Source organism: Nocardia sp. NPDC051756 (assembly GCF_040681495.1).
Lineage (GTDB): Bacteria > Actinomycetota > Actinomycetes > Mycobacteriales > Mycobacteriaceae > Nocardia.
In genome coordinates, this window is record NZ_JBFAYV010000019.1 from 15,429 (window position 1) to 33,450 (window position 18,022).

15 protein-coding genes and 2 tRNA genes are annotated in these 18,022 nt (G+C 67.9%); 7 read left to right on the forward strand and 10 right to left on the reverse strand.

Translation table 11 applies throughout. The annotated features are described in order from the left end of the window. Positions 1–314: 314 nt before the first annotated feature. From rho to argS, 6 genes are all read right to left on the reverse strand, one after another. Positions 315–2,378 carry a transcription termination factor Rho gene (gene rho / locus AB0M22_RS43755; protein ID WP_364739426.1) on the reverse strand — a complete coding sequence of 688 codons (2,064 nt, stop codon included), beginning with the start codon at positions 2,376–2,378 and terminating at the stop codon, positions 315–317. Between the two features lie 381 nt (positions 2,379–2,759). Then, positions 2,760–3,725 (reverse strand): homoserine kinase, encoded by a 966-nt coding sequence (gene thrB, locus AB0M22_RS43760; RefSeq protein ID WP_364739428.1) that lies wholly within the window; start codon positions 3,723–3,725, stop codon positions 2,760–2,762. Between the two features lie 49 nt (positions 3,726–3,774). Beyond that, positions 3,775–4,836 (reverse strand): threonine synthase, encoded by a 1,062-nt coding sequence (thrC, locus tag AB0M22_RS43765; protein WP_364739540.1) that lies wholly within the window; start codon positions 4,834–4,836, stop codon positions 3,775–3,777. Positions 4,837–4,907: 71 nt separating this feature from the next. Next, positions 4,908–6,260 (reverse strand): homoserine dehydrogenase, encoded by a 1,353-nt coding sequence (locus AB0M22_RS43770; protein ID WP_364739430.1) that lies wholly within the window; start codon positions 6,258–6,260, stop codon positions 4,908–4,910. After that, entirely contained in the window at positions 6,257–7,678 is a 1,422-nt protein-coding gene (gene lysA / locus AB0M22_RS43775; RefSeq protein ID WP_364739432.1) for a diaminopimelate decarboxylase, read from the reverse strand. Before lysA ends, AB0M22_RS43770 begins: the two co-directional genes overlap by 4 nt. 46 nt (positions 7,679–7,724) lie before the next feature. Then, positions 7,725–9,383 (reverse strand): arginine--tRNA ligase, encoded by a 1,659-nt coding sequence (gene argS / locus AB0M22_RS43780; RefSeq protein WP_364739434.1) that lies wholly within the window; start codon positions 9,381–9,383, stop codon positions 7,725–7,727. 114 nt (positions 9,384–9,497) lie between these two features. On the opposite strand from argS, the gene AB0M22_RS43785 reads away from it, so the two are divergent. The 3 genes from AB0M22_RS43785 (at position 9,498) to AB0M22_RS43795 (ending at position 11,313) form a co-directional block, all read left to right on the forward strand. After that, entirely contained in the window at positions 9,498–10,424 is a 927-nt protein-coding gene (locus tag AB0M22_RS43785; protein WP_364739436.1) for a DUF3105 domain-containing protein, read from the forward strand. Between the two features lie 2 nt (positions 10,425–10,426). Then, complete coding sequence (locus AB0M22_RS43790) at positions 10,427–11,134, forward strand: DUF305 domain-containing protein (protein WP_364739542.1); 708 nt, start codon at positions 10,427–10,429, stop codon at positions 11,132–11,134. 106 nt (positions 11,135–11,240) lie between these two features. Next, positions 11,241–11,313 (forward strand) — tRNA-Arg (locus AB0M22_RS43795). A gap of 185 nt (positions 11,314–11,498) precedes the next feature. On the opposite strand, the gene AB0M22_RS43800 is transcribed toward AB0M22_RS43795, so the two are convergent. From AB0M22_RS43800 to AB0M22_RS43810, 3 genes are all read right to left on the reverse strand, one after another. Continuing rightward, the gene (locus tag AB0M22_RS43800; RefSeq protein WP_364739438.1) at positions 11,499–12,107 is read right to left on the reverse strand and encodes a hypothetical protein; all 609 of its coding nucleotides are present in this window, start codon (positions 12,105–12,107) and stop codon (positions 11,499–11,501) included. 344 nt (positions 12,108–12,451) lie between these two features. Then, positions 12,452–13,255 carry a type II CAAX endopeptidase family protein gene (locus AB0M22_RS43805; RefSeq protein ID WP_364739440.1) on the reverse strand — a complete coding sequence of 268 codons (804 nt, stop codon included), beginning with the start codon at positions 13,253–13,255 and terminating at the stop codon, positions 12,452–12,454. A gap of 119 nt (positions 13,256–13,374) precedes the next feature. Beyond that, a complete protein-coding gene (locus AB0M22_RS43810; RefSeq protein ID WP_364739442.1) occupies positions 13,375–13,746 on the reverse strand; it encodes a hypothetical protein in 372 nt (123 codons plus the stop codon). A gap of 194 nt (positions 13,747–13,940) precedes the next feature. Between AB0M22_RS43810 and AB0M22_RS43815 the strand changes: the two genes are divergently transcribed. Beyond that, the gene (locus AB0M22_RS43815; RefSeq protein ID WP_364739444.1) at positions 13,941–14,534 is read left to right on the forward strand and encodes a hypothetical protein; all 594 of its coding nucleotides are present in this window, start codon (positions 13,941–13,943) and stop codon (positions 14,532–14,534) included. Positions 14,535–14,550: 16 nt separating this feature from the next. Continuing rightward, positions 14,551–15,963: a metallophosphoesterase gene (locus AB0M22_RS43820; RefSeq protein ID WP_364739445.1), complete on the forward strand. Its 1,413-nt coding sequence runs from the start codon at positions 14,551–14,553 to the stop codon at positions 15,961–15,963. Positions 15,964–16,052: 89 nt separating this feature from the next. On the opposite strand, the gene AB0M22_RS43825 is transcribed toward AB0M22_RS43820, so the two are convergent. Next, a tRNA-Cys gene (locus AB0M22_RS43825) sits at positions 16,053–16,124 on the reverse strand. 129 nt (positions 16,125–16,253) lie between these two features. Between AB0M22_RS43825 and AB0M22_RS43830 the strand changes: the two genes are divergently transcribed. Together AB0M22_RS43830 and AB0M22_RS43835 are read left to right on the forward strand one after the other, a co-directional pair. Beyond that, positions 16,254–16,796, forward strand: coding sequence for a MarR family transcriptional regulator (locus AB0M22_RS43830; protein ID WP_364739446.1), 543 nt, complete (start codon positions 16,254–16,256; stop codon positions 16,794–16,796). A gap of 135 nt (positions 16,797–16,931) precedes the next feature. Continuing rightward, positions 16,932–17,990, forward strand: coding sequence for an Hsp70 family protein (locus AB0M22_RS43835; RefSeq protein WP_364739448.1), 1,059 nt, complete (start codon positions 16,932–16,934; stop codon positions 17,988–17,990). Positions 17,991–18,022 lie beyond the last annotated feature (32 nt).

Below are 18,022 nucleotides of genomic sequence, written 5' to 3' on the forward strand. Positions count from 1 at the left end.
ACGGCGTGCCGTGATCAGCGAAGGGAGAACTTGTGAACATCCGGGTCGCGTCCGCGATTTTCGGTCTGTTGATTCTCGCTGTCGCGGTCGGCTGGTGTGCCCTTCCGGACACCGCGACCACGGCCGCGCCGGGAACCGCCGTCTATGTCCAGTCCTCGACCACCGCTCCGGAGGGGAGTGCGGTGGCGAATTCGGCGATCATCCTCGGTTACCTGATCAGCGGCGCGGCCGGCATCGGAGTCCTGTTCTTCGGCCCGCAAACGCCGAGAGGGCCCCGCTTTCACGGAGCCCTCTCGGCAATACAACGTGCGGACCTACTCGTCCAAGGCGCCAGGCGCGGTCTTGCTCACCTGCATCAGGAACTCGAGGTTGTTCTTGGACTTCTTCAGACGGTCGATCAGCAGATCGATCGCCTGGTGCGAGTCCAGGCCGGACAGTACGCGACGCAGCTTGTGCAGCACCGCGGCCTCGTCCGGGTTGAGCAGTAGCTCGTCCTTACGGGTACCGGACGGGTTCACGTCCACCGCGGGGAACACGCGCCGTTCCGCGATCTTGCGGTCCAGCTTGAGCTCCGCGTTACCGGTGCCCTTGAATTCCTCGAAGATGACCGTGTCACCGGTGGATCCGGTCTCCACCATCGCGGTCGCGATGATGGTGAGCGAGCCGCCGTTCTCGATGTTGCGCGCCGCGCCGAGGAACCGCTTGGGCGGGTACAGCGCGGTGGAATCGACACCACCGGACAGGATTCGACCCGAAGCGGGCGAGGAGTTGTTGTACGCGCGGCCCAATCGAGTGATCGAGTCGAGCAGCACCACAACGTCTTTGCCCATTTCCACCAGTCGCTTGGCCCGCTCGATGGCGAGCTCGGCGACCGAGGTGTGGTCGCCCGGCGGCCGGTCGAAGGTCGAGGCGATGACCTCACCCTTCACCGAACGCTGCATGTCGGTGACCTCTTCCGGACGCTCGTCGACCAGCACGACCATGAGGTAGACCTCGGGGTTGTTGATGGCGATGGCGTTCGCGATGTCCTGCATGATCGTCGTCTTACCGGCCTTCGGCGGCGAGACGATCAGGGCGCGCTGGCCCTTGCCGATCGGCATGATCAGGTCGATGACCCTGGTGGTCAGCTTGTTCGGCTGAGTCTCCAAGCGCAGGCGCTGATTCGGGTAGAGGGGGGTGAGCTTGCTGAACTCGGGCCGCCGCTTGGAGTCCTCGACGTCGCCGCCGTTGACCGTGTCGAGACGGACCAGCGGATCGAACTTCTGGCGCTGGTTGTTCTGCTCACCGTCGCGCGGAGCACGCACCGCACCGGTGATCGCGTCACCGCGGCGCAGGCCGTTCTTGCGGACCAGGTTCATCGAGACGTACACGTCGTTCGGCCCGGCCAGGTAACCCGAGGTGCGGACGAAGGCGTAGTTGTCCAGCACGTCGAGGATGCCCGCGACCGGCTGGAGGACGTCGTCGTCACGGATCTCGAGCTCGCGTGCCTCGCCGCCACCGGTGCCCGGCTCGCGGTCACGCCCACGACGCCGCTCACGGAATCGACGCCCGCGCCGACCGCGACCGTCGCCTTCGTCGTCGTCATTGTTATTGCGCGCGTTATTGCGATCGTTGTTCCGGCCGCCGCCGGCATTTCCGCCGCCGTTGCCGTTCTGGTTGTTGCGCTCGCCGGACTGGCCGCGCTCACCCGACTGATTCCGCTCGCCCGACTGCGCGCGGTCACCGGACTGGTTGCGATCGCCCTGATTACGCTCACCGCCCTGGTTGCGCTCACCTTGATTGCGGTCGGACTGGTTACGCTCGCCCGACTGGTTGCGCTCACGGCGCCGCTCGCCCTGCTCGGTGTCCTGCTTCGGCTCGTCACCACGCGCATCGGTCGAAGCGGTCTCACCGCCACCGGATCGCGCCTGGTCACGGCCGCGCCGCTGCCGACCACGACCACGCTGACCGCCATCGCGACCGGAATCCTCGGTGGATTCGGCCGGGTTGGCGGACGTGGTCTCGGCCGGCGCCGAGTTCACGGGAGCGGATTCCTTCGCCGGGGCAGCCGCCTCGACAACCGGAGTTTCCTTCTTCGCCGGTGCGGGATCCATATCGAGGGTTCCCTGTTCGGCCCGAGCGGGCGTCGACCGAGTGGCCGGCGCTTCCGTATTACCGGGCGTATCGGCCTTGGCGGAAACCGCGGACTTGGCCTGTCCCCCTTCGGGCTTTTCACCCTTGGCCGGTTTACCGGCCTGATTTTCCTTGATTGCGGCGATCAAATCGCCTTTGCGCATTCCGGAGGTGCCTCGGATACCGAGCTCCCCCGCGAGCGCGCGCAACTGCGGCAACAACATTCCAGTCAGCCCCGATCGTGCGACGTCGGTTTGTTCGCTCATCTTCGAAATCTGTCCGGAGTCACTTTCGCGGTCCCCCGGAGATGTTGGGTTGGATTCCACCCCGGGTGTCGCGAGCAGGTCCGTATCTGTCACGGAAATCCTTTCCTTCCCCCGATTGCCGTGTGCTGTTTCGAGGGTTCGTCCCGCAGTCCGGGCATTCTGCCGGACTCGGATGCGTCCGTCCGCTTCGCCACCGGTGGTGTGAGGTGGGGAGTGATCATTCCAGTTGCGCAGCTACGCAGCACCCCCATGGCCTGGAGGCTCGAGCCTGGAGCCTGCTGGAGCGATTGCCCTGATGAAGCACCGGCGTCTGATGCGCACGATGTACGGACTCGCTCAGGATAGCTGCCCATTGCGAATCTCGGCAAGCCAGACGCGCCGTCAGTCGATCAGGACTCCATCGGCCAGTCCTGGTTCGACCACCCGCAACCCGTCCAGCGCCGCGAGTTCACGGAGTTCGGCAGGGAATTCGCTGGTACCCAGGGCCAAAACGGTGGGACCGGCGCCCGACACGGTGGCCGCGATACCGGCCGCGCGCAGCCGGGAAACCCAGGCGGTGGTCAGCGGTAGCGCGGGCGCACGCTGGGTCTGGTGCAGCCGGTCGGCCGTCGCGGGCATCAGCAGGTCCGGGCGCTGGGTCAGCGCCACCACGGCCAGGGCCGCCCGGCTGACGTTGAACGCGGCGTCGCCGTGCGGCACCGTCTCGGGCAGCAAACCCCTGGTGTGCGCGGTCGCGGAGCGTTCTTCCGGAATGAGCACGACCGGTCGCAGCGTCGGATGCGCGTCCAACCGCACGGCCCGGTAGACCCGGCCGTGATGCTCGGCCACCGGCACGCCGTCCTGACCGATGTCGGCGGCCCGGTCGGTCTCGGTCCAGGACACCACGATGCCGCCCAGCACGCTGGCCGCCGCGTTGTCCGGGTGACCTTCGAATTCCGATGCCAGCTGCACCAATTGGTCGTCCGAGGTGGCCAGCGCGGCATCGAACTCCGCCGCGATCGCGCAGCCCGCGGCCAGCCCGCCGACCACGGCCGAGGCCGAGGAACCGAGCCCGCGCGAATGCGGAATCACGTTGCGGCACACCACATCGAGGCCGTCCGCCCAGACGCCCGCGGACTCGAGGCCGCGTTCGATCGCGCGCACCACGAGATGTGAAGGGCCCCAGGGGACGTCGTCGGCGCCCTCACCCTCGACCCGGATGTTGAGCCCGGAATCGGTAGTGCGCACCTCGATCTCGTCGTAGATCCCCAAAGCCATACCGAGCGAATCGAACCCGGGACCGAGGTTCGCGCTGGACGCCGGCACCCGCGCGGTTACCGAAAGTCCCGCGGGCAGCGTGCGACTCATGCTCGCCGCCCGCGGACGCACATACAACTGGCCTTCGCGCGAACTCAACTCAGGCCAGCTCTAGTTCGTGGGCGACCGCGACCGGGTCGACCGGAATCGCCTGCACCTGCGGCATTCCCAGCAGCGCGGTGTCGGGATCCTTGAGCCCGTTGCCGGTGACGGTGCACACGACGGTCAGGCCGGAGTCCAGCCAGCCCTCCTTGTGCGCGGCGAGCAGGCCGGCCACGCTGGCCGCCGAGGCGGGCTCGACGAACACGCCCTCGTGCGCGGCGACCAGGCGGTACGCCGCCAGGATCTCGTCGTCGGTGGCCGCGCGGAACGCGCCACCGGACTCCTCCTTGGCCGCCATCGCGCCGTTCCAGGACGCGGGCGCGCCGATCCGGATAGCCGTCGCGATGGTCTCCGGGTTGCTCACCGGGGCGCCGTTGACCAGCGGAGCGGCGCCCGCGGCCTGCACGCCGAGCATGCGCGGCAGCTGGGTGGTGATGCCGTCGGCGTAGTACTCGCGGTAGCCGCGCCAGTACGCGGTGATGTTGCCCGCGTTGCCCACCGGCAGCGCGTGCACGTCGGGCGCCCGGCCGAGCACGTCGCAGATCTCGAACGACGCGGTCTTCTGGCCCTCGATGCGGGCCGGGTTCACCGAGTTCACCAGGCCGATGCTGGGGAAGTCCGAGGTGACCTTGCGGGCCAGCTCCAGGCAGTCGTCGAAGTTGCCGTCCACCTGAATGATCTTGGCGCCCAGCATGACCGCCTGGGCCAGCTTGCCCATCGCGATCTTGCCCTGCGGGATCAGCACGGCGCAGGTCATGCCCGCGCGGGTGGCATAGGCCGCGGCGGATGCCGAGGTGTTGCCGGTGGACGCGCAGAGCACCGCCTGCTGGCCCTGGTACTTGGCATCGGTGATCGCGACGGTCATGCCGCGGTCCTTGAACGAGCCGGTCGGGTTCAGCCCCTCGACCTTGAGATAAACGTCACATCCGGTCAATTCGGACAGATACGGTGCGGGCACCAGCGGCGTGCCGCCCTCGTACAGGGTGACCGGCTCCCACTCGGCCGCACCGGCAATCCGATCGCGGTATGCCGCGATCAGACCCGGCCAGCGGGAGTGCACTCCTGCTTGCGGCGCCACGCCGGCGCTTACCCACCCCGCCGGCTCCGCCGTCTGCCGTCCCCTGGCCGTACTCATTCTTCGGTGCCTTCCAATCTCAGAACACTGGTGATTGATGTGACGGATTCCATCTCGCCCAAGGCGGTGACGGTGTCCGCGAGCGCAGATTCCACGGCGTGGTGGGTAACCACGACCAAGCGAGCTCCCGTGCCGTGCCCCTCTTGGCGGACGGTCGAGATGCTCACCCCGTGCTTGGCGAATTCGCCCGCCACCGCGGCAAGTACCCCGGGACGGTCTGCCACCTGCAGGTTCACGTGATAGCGGGTGGGTGTATCGCCGATCGGCGCGATCGGTAGCTCAGCATAAACCGATTCGCCGGGGGCGCGGCCACCGTAGAACTTGTTGCGCGCGGCCATCACCAGATCGCCGAGCACCGCGGACGCGGTCGGCGCGCCGCCGGCGCCCTGTCCGTAGAACATCAGCCTGCCCGCGTTCTCCGCCTCGACGACCACCGCGTTGAACGCGCCGCTCACCGCGGCCAGCGGATGCTTGCGCGGGACCAGCGCCGGGTAGACGCGCACCGACACGCGGTCCTTGCCGCCCTCGGCCACGCTCGGCTCGCCCGGTCCGGCGGGCACCCGCTCGCAGATGGCCAGCAATTTGACCGTGCAGTTCAGCGCGGACGCGGTCTCCAGATCCTCGGAACTGATCTTGGAGATGCCCTCGCGGTACACGTCCGCCGCGGTAACCCGGGTGTGGAACGCGAGCGAGGCGAGGATCGCGGCCTTGGCGGCGGCGTCGTAGCCCTCCACGTCGGCGGTCGGATCGGCCTCCGCGTAACCGAGGCGGGTGGCCTCCTTCAGCGTGACCTCGTAGTCGGCGCCGGTCTCGTCCATCGCGGAGAGGATGAAGTTGGTGGTGCCGTTGACGATGCCGACCACCCGGTTGACCCGGTCACCGGCCAGCGACTGGATCAGCGGGCGGACCACCGGGATCGCGCCGGCCACCGCGGCCTCGAAGTAGAGGTCGGCGCGGTTGCGTTCGGCGGCCGCCGCGAGTTCGCCGGTGTAGTCGGCCAGCAGCGCCTTGTTCGCGGTCACCACGGATTTGCCGGCGTTCAGCGCGGCCAGGATCAGCCGGCGCGGCGGATCGATGCCGCCGATCACCTCGACCACCAGGTCGACGTCCTCGCGGGCGACCAGGGCGTCCGCGTCGGTGGTCAGCAGGTGCGGCGGCAGGCCGCGATCGTTGTCCAGGTTGCGGACCGCGACGCCGCGCAGCACCAGCGGCGCGCCGACGCGGGACCGCAGGTCTTCGGAGTGGTCACGCAGGATCCGCACGACCTCGGTGCCGACATTGCCCATGCCGAGGACCGCGACGCCGATCGGTTGATCTCTCCCCCAGGTGTTCGGTGCGGGGTTTGTCATGATTCAACCTCCAAGCTGAGCAGGTCCGCCACCGTTTCCCGGCGCAGAATGAGTCGCGGTTGCCCGTCGCGTACCGCGACCACCGCGGGGCGGGTCAGCTGGTTGTATCGGCTGGACATCGAGTAGCAGTACGCGCCGGTCGCGGCGACGGCGACCAGATCGCCGGGGCCGACGTCCGCCGGCATCCAGGTATCGCGGATGACGATATCGCCACTCTCGCAATGCTTTCCGACGACGCGCGCGACCACCGCGGCGGCCTCGGACGAGCGCGAGACCAGGCGGCAGTCGTAGTCCGCCTGATACAGCGCCGGGCGGATGTTGTCGCTCATGCCGCCGTCGACGCTGATGTAGCGCCGGCGCAGACCGCCGTCGAGGGAGACGTCCTTGATGGTGCCGACCTCGTACAGCGTGACCGTGCCCGGCCCGGCGATGGCGCGGCCGGGTTCCACCGCGATCTTCGGCTCGGGCAGGCCGATGGCGGCCGCCTCGGCGGCGACCAGGTCGCGCACCTTGCCGGCGAAGTCGTCCAGCGGCGGCGGGTCGTCGTTGGGCAGGTACGAAATACCAAGTCCGCCACCGAGATCCAGCGTGGAGATCTGCGCGGTGCGCTCGACGCCGAACTTCTCGATGGCGTCGTGCAGCAATCGCAGCATGCGGCGCGCGGCGATCTCGAAGCCGTCGATCTCGAAGATCTGCGAACCGATGTGGCTGTGCAGGCCGACCAGGCGCAGGTTGTCCGCGTCGAAGACGCGCGCGAGCGCCTCCATGGCGTCGCCGCCGGCGATCGAGAAGCCGAACTTCTGGTCCTCGTGCGCGGTCGAAATGTATTCGTGCGTATGGGCTTCCACGCCGACGGTGACCCGGACCAGCACGTCTTGGACTACGCCGGCCCGGCCCGCGATGGCCTCCAGCCGCTCGATCTCGATCAGCGAGTCGACCACCACGTGCCCGACCCCGGCGGCTACCGCGGCTTCCAGCTCGGTCGCCGACTTGTTGTTGCCGTGCAACGCAATTCGCTCAGCCGGGAAGCCCGCGTGCAGGGCCACCGCGAGCTCGCCGCCGGAGCACACGTCCAGCGACAGGCCCTCGTCCCGGATCCAGCGGGCGATCTCGCCGCACAGAAAAGCCTTGGACGCGTAGTGGACTCGCGCGTTCGGGCCGAACGCGCGCACCATGTCGCGGCAGCGCGAACGGAAATCGTCCTCGTCGATCACGAACAGCGGCGTGCCGAATTCGGCGGCCAGCTCGTGCACCGGCACACCCGCCAGCCGCACCACGCCGTCGTCGTCGCGGGACGCGTTGCGCGGCCACACATTCGCCGGCAGATCGATCAGCTGCTGCGGATCGCGGGGGCGCTCCGGCAGGTTGGGGGCGTGCGGGATCTCGGCGTGCCGAGGCCCAGCAGGATGCGCACTCATGATAGTTCTTCCTCCCTGGCGCTCGTCTGAAAGTCCTTGTGCCCGTTCACATGCGCTCCGGTGCGCTGACGCCGAGCAGGGCGAGGCCGTTCGCGAGGACCTGACGGGTCGCGTTGACCAGCACCAGGCGCGCGGCGTTGGTGGGACTCACGGGCTCGTCCCCGAGGGGCAGCACGCGCAGGTTCTTGTTGGTCTGGAAGCGGTGGTAGGTACCGGCCAGTTCCTCCAGGTAGCGGGCGACCCGGTGCGGCTCGCGCAGGCTCGCGGCGCTGCTCACCACCCTCGGGTACTCGCCGAGGGTGCGGATGAGCTCGCCCTCCTCGTCGGAGGTCAGCAGCGCGAGGTCCGGAGTCACCTTGTCGTATTCGAGCTCGGCCGCGTTGCGCGCGATCGACGCGGTCCGCGCGTGCGCGTATTGCACGTAGTAGACCGGGTTCTCGCTGCTCTGGCTGGTCCAGAGGTCCAGGTCGATATCGATGCTCGAATTCACCGAGGACCGCACGAGCACGTACCGCCCGGCGTCGACGCCGATCGCCTCGACCAAATCCTCGAGCGTGACCACGGTGCCCGCACGCTTGCTCATTTTCACCGCGACACCGTCTTTGAGCAGATTCACCATCTGCCCGATCAGCACCTCGACGGTCGCCGGATCATCGCCGGAAACCGACGCGATCGCCTTCAGCCGGCCGATATATCCGTGATGGTCGGCGCCGAGCATGTAAATGCACAGATCGAAACCGCGGTCCCGCTTGTTCTGGAAGTAGGCGATATCGCCGGCCACATAGGCGGGCTTGCCGTCGCTTTTGATGACGACGCGATCCTGATCGTCGCCGTATTCCGAACTCGCGATCCACCAGGCGCCGTCTTTTTCATAAAGATCGCCGGAATCCTTGAGCTTGGCCACGGCCTGCTCCACCGCGCCGGACTCGAACAGCGAACTCTCGTTGAAGAACACGTCGAAGTCGGTGCCGAACTCGTGCAGCGTTTGCCGGATCTGGGCGAACATCAGCTCGACGCCCTCGGCGCGGAACAGCTCCTGCCGCTCGTCCTCGGGCAGGGACAGCGCGTCCGGGTGCGCGGTCACGATCGTGTTCGCGATCTCGCCGATGTAGGCGCCCGCGTACCCGTCGTCCGGGGTCGGCGCGCCGGTGGCCGCCGCGACCAGCGACCGGGCGAAGCGCTCGATCTGCGCGCCGTGATCGTTGAAGTAGTACTCGCGCACCACGTCGGCGCCCTGCGCGGCCAGGATCCGGCCCAGCGCGTCGCCGACCGCGGCCCAGCGGGTGCCGCCGAGATGCACCGGACCGGTCGGGTTCGCCGAGACGAACTCCAGGTTGATCCGGGTGCCCGCCAGCGTCTCCCCGCTGCCGTAGGCGGCGCCGGCGGCGAGCACCTGCTCGATGATCGCGCCCTGCGCGGACGCGGCCAGCCGGATGTTCAGGAAGCCGGGCCCGGCGACCTCGGCGGAGGCCACCTCGTCGGCGGCGCTCAACGCCTCGGCGAGCCAGGTCGCCAGATCGCGCGGATTCGCGCCCGCCTTTTTCGCGACCTTCATCGCCACATTCGTGGCATAGTCACCGTGTTCGGGGTTGCGGGGGCGCTCGACAGTGACCTCGTCGGGCAGGACCGCGGGGTCCAGTCCGCGTTCGACAAGCACCTTCGCCGCAGTGGCGCGAAGGAGATCTGCAAGGTCAGCTGGAGTCACGAGTCTCTATCCTATGGTCTTGGCGGGTGTACACCTCGAGTGGGCACTGCGCCGGAACCGTCCGCAATCCACAGCACCCTGCGGATCCATCACCTCGAGAGAGCACAACGAGCGATGCCGAGTAGTCCCAGCGCCAAATCGGCCAAGGCCGCCGCCAAGTTGTCCGGGTCCCGCAAAGGGGGCGGGCGTGGACAACTGCCGAAGAAGAATCGTCAGATCCCCTGGTTGGCCATCGGCGCAGCCGTAGTCATCATCGCACTCATCGGTGCTCTCGCCTACAGCCTGGTACCCAAGTACCAGGAGAAGGCCGACCTGGAGAAGTTCACGCCCAGCGCGGAACGCAAGGACCCCTCGGATTCGATCCCCGGCGTGGTGAAGAAGGAATACCCGGCGGGGCTGCACATCGGCCCGACCCAGCGGGTCGCCTACGACCAGAGTCCCGCGTTCGGCGGACCGCACGACGCGTCCTGGGCCACCTGCACCGGCGTCGTGTACGACAAGCCGATCCGGATGGAGAACGCGGTGCACTCGCTCGAGCACGGCGCGGTGTGGATCGCCTACAACCCGGACAAGGTCGACGCCGCGGGCATCGACTCGCTGAAGAGCAAGGTGCAGGGCAAGGCGTACTCGCTCATGTCGCCGTACCCCGGTCTGGACCATGCGGTTTCGCTGCAATCGTGGGGACATCAGCTGAAGCTGGACAGCGCCGACGATAAGCGCGTCGGCCAGTTCATCACCGCGCTGCGCCTGAACAACTACACCTACCCCGAGGTCGGCGCGGACTGCTCGACGATCGCGTTCGACACCGACAACCCGCCGCCGTTCGACCCGACGCCGCCTGGACCGGACGCGGTGCCGATGGACGGCAAGGGCTTGCAGCAGGACCCGGGTGAGGTCGGCGGAATGCCCGGCGGCCTGCCGGGCGTGCCCGGGGTTCCGGGACTGCCCGGCCTGCCCGGCGCGGTGCCGAACCAGCCCGCGCCCCGGCCCGCGCCGAACCCGGCCCAGCCCGGGCCGGCCCAGCCGCAGCCGAGCCAGTAGTGATCACCGAGGTCGAGCCGGATTCCACGGAGTCCGGCCTCGGCGCCCAGGTTCGCCGACAGCGCACCGCGCTGCTGGTGCTCGGCATGATCGGCGCCATCCTGATCGGCGTCGCGATCGGCGCGCTGATCCGGCTGCCGCTGAACAATTCGTCCGAACCGGATCCCGGCGCGGTGGACGTCGGCTTCACCCAGGACATGTCGGCCCATCACGCGCAGGCCGTGGAGATGGCCGGCGTCGTGCTGGTCCGCTCCACCGACACCGACGTGCGCCGCCTCGCCTACGACATCATGACCACCCAGCAGAACCAGGTCGGCCGGATGCAGGGCTGGCTGCAACTGTGGGGCAAGCCCGCGCAGAGCGTCGACGGCTACATGGGCTGGATGAGCGCGCAACCGGGCGGCCACGGGCATTCCGGCGCCACCCAGACCATGTCCGGCCCGATGCCGACCATGCCCGGCATGGCCACGCCCGGCGATCTCGCCACGCTGCGTCAAGCCACCGGCCCCGCCCTCGACACCCTGTTCCTGCAACTCATGCTGCGCCACCACCAGGGCGGTCTGCCGATGATCGACTACGCGGCCGAACACGCCGAAACCACCGCCGTGCGCACCCTCGCCGACACCATGGACCAAACCCAGCGCGGCGAAGCCCAGCTCATCACCACCATGCTCACCGCACGGGGCGCGGTCCCGCTCCCGCCGAACTGACCCCGAACCGCCGCCCCCGACAACCCTTTTTGGCTCCCGGCGACCGATGCGATACGCTTTCCCCGCCCGAACGGCGGCGTCACCGTCACCGCTCGAGACCTATCCCGCCCTCGTAGCTCAGGGGATAGAGCGTCTGCCTCCGGAGCAGAAGGCCGCAGGTTCGAATCCTGCCGAGGGCACCGCAGAGAGGCCCCTGATCAGCACTATGCGATCAGGGGCCGTTCTGGTTTCTGGAACAGGTTGGGGTGTCGGGCGATTCGTTCGATGGGATACCAGACGCGCTGCGTCGATGGGTATCGACGCAGCGCGGTGAACTAGCTGATCTCGACGAGCCGAGCGGGGCTACAACCGCCGGCTACGAGCGCTACTTCGGGGTGAACTTGATTTTGCCGCCGGTCATCGTGATCGTCGCGTCGGTGAACCCGTGGCTCTTGCACTCTGTCCACTTCAGACCTTTGAATTTGGCGGTAAGTTCCGCCGAGGTCTCCTTCTGCGGGCTCGCTGCCGTGGTGTCGGCCGTAGCCATGAGGTCCGACGAACTTCCGTCGAGAGCAGCCTTAATCGTGCCGCCGCCGTTCTCGAAGTTTTTAGTCGCGATGATGTTGTCGATCTTCATCACACACTTACCGCTCGTGGTGCCGTCATACGATGGCCGATTGTCTTCCACCGGGATAGTCGTCTTGGCGAGCTTGGTGCAGTTCGCGTTGTCGCCCGACAGTTTTGTTTCCGGCACTTCGAGCTCGTAAGAACCCTCGTCGACGTCACCGATTGTCGTAACCTTGATCTTGGTGTCGGGGATCGTGCAGGTATACGGCGCGCTGTCGTCCGCCGCCGAAGCGATCGGTTGCGTCGTGCCGACCATGCTGTATCCGAGCGCAGACACACCCACCAGGCTCGCGGCGATAAACACCCCACGCCGGGCTCCCCGGCGGCCACGAGTCGAGCTCGACATTTCCTCTTGCTGATGTTCCATCGAAATCCTTCCCATCGTCCAAACGGTGGTCCGACGGCAAACACCGAATCGGCCTGCAAGCCAGAACCGGCGCAGCCGCAACCTTGGGTAGAGCGGATGAAGAACTCGATCGCGGGCCAGACGCTACCATCCGGAATTACCGAAATGCCGGATTTCACCCTCGCTCGCACCACATGGTCCACCGACCGCGCCCGACGTCCACACTGTTCCGGCCGGTAGCAATCGAGTTCCGACTCTTGTTCGTAGCGGGACGGGCAGCAGATGGGTGAGAGCCCGAAAACCTCGGTTTCCCAGCGGGTTCTGTCCAGCGACCCCCGCGGCGGGCAGCAGTCGTGGATAGTCGATCAGCTCTTGCGCCGCTTTCGAGCCACCGACCACAGCACGATCGCGGTGCTCAGGAACGGGATGATGACGAAGGCCAGACCCGTGATGCTCAGGTCGGGGTCGTTCAGATCGATGTAGTTCCATTGCCGGCCGAGGAACTGAGTGGCCACCTGGAAGGCCGCGTGGAATCCGATGCAGGCCCAGAGGTTTCCGGTGGTTGCGCGCAGTGCGCCTTGGACCACAGAGAACGCGAAGAAGAGGATGACCCGATCGATGGAGGTGGCCGCGCCGATCAGGACGCCCCACAGCGTGAAAAGTACCGCTTGAGCGATCACGGTTGTCGCGGTCGAATAGCGCTCGGCGAGGTTGGTGAAGAAATAGCCGCGGAAGATCAGTTCTTCCGGGACTGCTTCGTAGAGCAGTGCCAGCGCGACGAGGGCAATCAACGCAAGCAAAGTCTTCGGCAGTGGCGCCTGCACGGTGAGATCAGCCCAACCGAGCCACAGCATGACGGCGGCGGAAACAGCGGCGGGAATGCCCCAGCAGGCGGCCCCGAAAAGGAATGCGCGCCAACCACTGCCGATCGAGGTCACGCCGAGAGCGGACCACGGCCGCCGATCGAGAAATCGCAGCGCCAGGTAAACAAACGGCACCGTGCCGAGCGTCGCGCCGACCGCGCGCACCACATGTCCACCGCGGGTGTAGTCGTCGTCGCCGACCACGGCATTCACCCCGTGATACAGCACCAACCACCAGATCGTCACCGCGGCGAACACGGCCCCCAACCGGATCACCAGAGCCGGACGTTCGCGCTGAGATTTCACCGAAACCACCACGTCGCGACCGTATCCCGCGCTCGACCGGCGGCACATCCTACGAAGTGGTGACATCCCGGAGCCACGGCACCGGAACAATTCTCATCCCAGCGGGATGGAGCACCGAATCAGGCGCAGCTGACCTGAAAAGCCGCGGTCTGGGTGGCGGCGGGGATCACGTCCACCTTGACCGAGTTCGCGCTCTTCGGCTCGCAGCCGGAGACCGAGGTCAACTGGGCGTGATAGCAGCCGGCGGGCAGGTTCGTCACGGCGGTGCCGTCCTGTCCGGTGGTCAGCGAGGCCAGCACCTTGTCTGCCGTGCAGGAGAGGATCCCGATCTGGGCGCCCATGACACCGAACGGTTCCGCGCCGGTGGTCACGGCCTGCACCCGCAGGGTCCCCTGCCCGTCCGGCGCCGGATCGGCGCCCGCGGTTCCCGCACCCTGCGCGATCGCCAGCAACCCGACGCCGAGGACGGACATGCCGATCAGTCTGCGCATTCGAATCTCCTTCTGCACGAACGAACATGGGCGGTCATCCGCACCCGGCAAATATAGTCCGCCGGCCGCGCGCCGACGCGGGACATGCCCGGGCCGCCGACCAGCGAGTCAGCCGGGGCCATTTCCCGCTCGCCCGGGTACCCGGTTGACGTAACCTTCGAGGAAGCCGAGGGGGGCTGACGGAGGACGAGACGATGACTTATCCGCCGGGCGGGCAACCGCCGCAGCAAGGACCGCAGTATCCGCAGCAGCAGCCCACCGAATATCCGCCGCCGACGGGCTATCCGCAGGCCGGCTATCCACCGCCGCCGCCCGGACATCAGCCGTCGCGCAAGAGCAAGGTCGGCCTGATCGTCGGACTGATCGCGGTGGTGCTGCTGGCGCTCGGCGGAGTCGTGGTGCTCGGCGCGGTGTTGACCGCGCAGGGCAAGGGACCGCTCGCCTCGGACGGAAAGCGGATCGAGAACGCGATCCACGACTTCTACGACACGCTGGACAACAAGGGATTCCAGGCCGCCGCCGCCAAGGCGTGCGCGGCGGACCGGGCCGAGTTCGAGGCGCTGTCCGAGGAAGACCGGCAGGAGTTCGAGTCCGCGACGGTCGCGGTGAACATCGATAGGATCGAGAGCATCGTGATCACCGGCGACACCGCGACCGCGCACATCGTCGGCAAGCTCACCCTCGAGGTGCCGGGTCAGGCGCCCGATACCGACACCAGCACCACCGAGCACCTGAAGAAGGAAGACGGCAAGTGGAAGGTCTGCTCCGCAGTCACCGGCAAGAATTGACGCCACACCCGCACGCATGAACGAACGCGCCTCGTGTTGCGGGCCGTCCCGGCGAACTGTGCTCGGCGCCATCGGTTTTGCCGCACTACTGCCGTTGGCGCGCACGGGTTCGGCTCGGGCTCAACCGAATCCGCTGATCGCCACCGATCTGGAAGTGGTCACGATCACCGATCACTCGGTGGTCGTGACCTGGACGACGGTCGCGCCCGATCCGGCCGGGCGATTGATGCCGGTGGACTCCGACGCGGAACTGCGCCTGGCTCCGGCGGATTCGGCCCGCGCACCGGTTCCGGTGTACGCCGACCCACAGCCGACCCCGTTCCACTACGCCGAGATCGACGGCCTCGAACCCGGTCGCACTTACCGATTCGAGGCCTGGTCCCACGGCGTATGCGCGATCCCCGCGCTCTCCCTGACCACGCTCAGCCCCGGCACCCCCGAATCCACCGGTCGATTCACCACTTTGGTGCCCCCGCCCGGCCGCCCGCTGCACACCGTCGCCCTCGCCAACGACGTGCACTACGGCGAGGAGGTCAGCGGTCTGCTCGTTGCCGATCTCCCGCCCGGTGTGCGTCAAGACGTTCCGCCGTACCCGGAGGTGATGCTGGCCGCCGTGCTCGATGATCTGCGCCGCCCCGACCGCGCCGCCGAACGGCTGCTCATCGCCGGCGACCTGACCAGCGAAGCGTCCCTGGATGATTCGCGCGCCGTGCGCGCACAACTCGACGCGTGGGGCACCCTCGGCGACGACTACCTCGTCGTCCGCGGCAACCACGACCGCCCGCACACCGGCCCGGGGTACGCCAACTGCCGGCCCGCCCCCGCCGACCACCACGACTGCTGGGCAGAGGCTTTCACCCCGCGCCAGCAGCTGATCGAACACGAGTCCGGCGGCCTGCGCCTGCTCGGCCTGGACACCAGCGAACTGGACGGATCCGGCGGCACCATCGATCGCCCCCAATTCGACCTGTTCGCCGAGCGACTCCGCGCCGACCCCGACCGCCCGACCCTGGTCTTCAGCCACCACCCGGTCACCATCGAATCGGGCCTGACCAATCTCGCCGGCCCTGGCTTCGTGCTCAACGGCCGCGACAGCGCCGAACTGCAAGCGCTCTACGACCGCTCCCCCGGCGTCTTCCTGCACCACAGCGGCCACACCCACCGCAATCGGCGCACCCGCCCGGATACCGGCTGCGCCGTCGAATTCCTGGAAGTCGCTGCGGTGAAGGAATATCCGGGCGGCTACAGCCTGCTGCGCCTCTACGAAGGCGGCTACATGCTCAACTTCTACAAGACCCGCACCGAAGCGGCCCGCCGCTGGAGCGCGACCACCAGATCCGAATACTTCGGCCTGCTCCCGGATTACACGCTCGGCACCACCGCGGACCGCAATCACGTTGTGCTGCGAGATTTCTCGGGACTCGGCTGACCGCCGCGCATGGCTCGAGGGTGCTCGGTCCGGCCGTGGCGTATGCCGAACCGAGCGTTCCCACCTGAGGCGACCCTCGAACCCGATAGAGCGAGCGGCGGGAATTGAACCCGCGTAAACGGCTTTGCAGACCGTTGCCTCAACCACTCAGCCACGCCCGCCTCGCCATTGATAGTGCCGTGCGCGGGCGCTCGGACCCACCCTTGCACTCACCCTGATTCGAAGCGGGTGTGACCGTAAGCCCGCTGGATGTCCCCGAACCGCGCCCATCCGCATGGAATGATCGGAGAATGTCTCGGCCACGCCCACTTCCGCTCGACCCGATCGAGGAGGCCCATCGCCAGTGGGTCGGCCACGGCTGGGGTGACGTGGCCGATGGCATGGCCGCGGTGACCTCGCTGGTACGCGCCCAGCAAATCGTGATGGCCCGGGTGGACGAGGCGCTGAAACCGACCGGTTTGACCTTCTCTCGCTACGAATTGCTCATGCTGCTGAGCTTCAGCAAGACCGGCGCACTGCCGATGGCGAAGGCCAGCGCCCGCCTGCAAGTGCACCCGACCAGCGTGACCAACACCGTCGATCGACTCGAGGCGGCGAAGCTGGTCGAACGGGTGCCGCACCCCACCGACCGGCGCGCGACGCTGATCGAGATCACCGACGCCGGAAGGGAATTGGTCGCACAGGCGACCGAGGAACTCAACACCCGCGTCTTCGCGTTACCCGGCCTCGCACCGGATCGGCTGCACACGCTGTTGCAGTTACTGGCGGAATTCCGACATGCCGCAGGCGACTTCGACACCGGCGACGAACCGGCGCGCTGGTCCGCGACCTGACCGGAACCAGACGGTCGTACCGGTCGGTTTCCTACACCCGCCAGTTGGCCATGGCGTAACGGTCCGGCATCCAACTAGCGAATTTCCCGGCCCGTTGTCTTGGCAGCAGCCGCAAAAGGGTTCACCATGTAAACCATGGTGCTGGTCTTGGGGGTATCGGCGGGCGCTGGGGGCGCACGCGCGATGCTGACTCACTCCGATCAGCCGCATCTCCCGCCGATCGATCGATGCGAGGTGCCCCGGCGCGCCGGCGGCGGGGTCGAGGAACCGGTCTTCGAGGCCATCCGCCAGATGCGCGGCGCGGCCGACCGGCGCGACGAATTGGTCACTGGAACCGCCGTGACCTGCCGCTGCACCCTGCACGCCGAGGCCATCCGGACCGGAGCCGGCCGCAACCGCCTGACCATCGTCGACGAGCCGCTGGCGCAGCTGCGCTATCTCCGCTTCACCGGACAGCTGCCCGACGACGGCTCGGTCCTGCTCTACGACCTGGGCACGTCCGGCCTGACCATCACGCACGCCGACTGCCGCAACGACACCATCCTCGCGGGCAAGCGCAGCACGGTGCTCGGCGGCGACGGCTACGACGCGCTGCTGCGCTGGCAGCTCGCGCGCGGCGGCGTGCTCACCGACAAGCTGACCAGCCGCAGGCATCGCGAGGCGTTGAGCAGCGAGCGGGTGGTCACCGCGATCGACCCGATCTCCGGCGGCCGCGAGGTGGTCACCCGCAGCGATCTGGCGGAGTTGTGCGCCGCGAGCCTGCATCATTCGGCGTCGTTCGTGCGGCAACTGATCGAGGAGAGCGGCGTGCAGCCCGAGGCGCTGGTGCTGCTCGGCGGCTGCACCCGCAATCCGAGCATCCGCGACGAACTCGCGGAGCTGATCGATCTGCCGATCATCTACGACCCGGAACCGGACTACGTCTCGGCCCGCGGCGCGGTGTTGCTCGCGGCCGAACGACACAGCGGCGACGTACGGATGGCCCGCGCCCGGGCGGGCGCGGGACTGTCCGCGTCACTGGTGCACGGCCCGGTCGACCGCCGCAAGCTCATCGCCGCCGTCGCGGTCACCGCGGCGCTCGGCGCGACGATCGCCGGAATCCTGGCGATGGACCGGCCGTCGACCGAACCCAGCCACGGCACGCCGTCGACGCCGGTGGAGATCGTCGGGCCGTCGCCGTCGAGCTTCGGCTAGCCCGGATCTGCGCCGGCTAAGTGGACAGGCAT

What these genes read in the sequence shown, in the direction of transcription:
- AB0M22_RS43830 (WP_364739446.1), top strand. Translation starts at nt 16,254, where the DNA reads ATGTCTCGGCCACGCCCACTTCCGCTCGACCCGATCGAGGAGGCCCAT.
- AB0M22_RS43815 (WP_364739444.1), top strand. Translation starts at nt 13,941, where the DNA reads ATGACTTATCCGCCGGGCGGGCAACCGCCGCAGCAAGGACCGCAGTAT.
- AB0M22_RS43770 (WP_364739430.1), bottom strand. Translation starts at nt 6,260, where the DNA reads ATGACAAACCCCGCACCGAACACCTGGGGGAGAGATCAACCGATCGGC.
- rho (WP_364739426.1), bottom strand. Translation starts at nt 2,378, where the DNA reads ATGAGCGAACAAACCGACGTCGCACGATCGGGGCTGACTGGAATGTTG.
- AB0M22_RS43820 (WP_364739445.1), top strand. Translation starts at nt 14,551, where the DNA reads ATGAACGAACGCGCCTCGTGTTGCGGGCCGTCCCGGCGAACTGTGCTC.
- thrB (WP_364739428.1), bottom strand. Translation starts at nt 3,725, where the DNA reads ATGAGTCGCACGCTGCCCGCGGGACTTTCGGTAACCGCGCGGGTGCCG.
- AB0M22_RS43810 (WP_364739442.1), bottom strand. Translation starts at nt 13,746, where the DNA reads ATGCGCAGACTGATCGGCATGTCCGTCCTCGGCGTCGGGTTGCTGGCG.
- AB0M22_RS43800 (WP_364739438.1), bottom strand. Translation starts at nt 12,107, where the DNA reads ATGGAACATCAGCAAGAGGAAATGTCGAGCTCGACTCGTGGCCGCCGG.
- lysA (WP_364739432.1), bottom strand. Translation starts at nt 7,678, where the DNA reads ATGAGTGCGCATCCTGCTGGGCCTCGGCACGCCGAGATCCCGCACGCC.
- AB0M22_RS43785 (WP_364739436.1), top strand. Translation starts at nt 9,498, where the DNA reads ATGCCGAGTAGTCCCAGCGCCAAATCGGCCAAGGCCGCCGCCAAGTTG.
- AB0M22_RS43835 (WP_364739448.1), top strand. Translation starts at nt 16,932, where the DNA reads ATGGTGCTGGTCTTGGGGGTATCGGCGGGCGCTGGGGGCGCACGCGCG.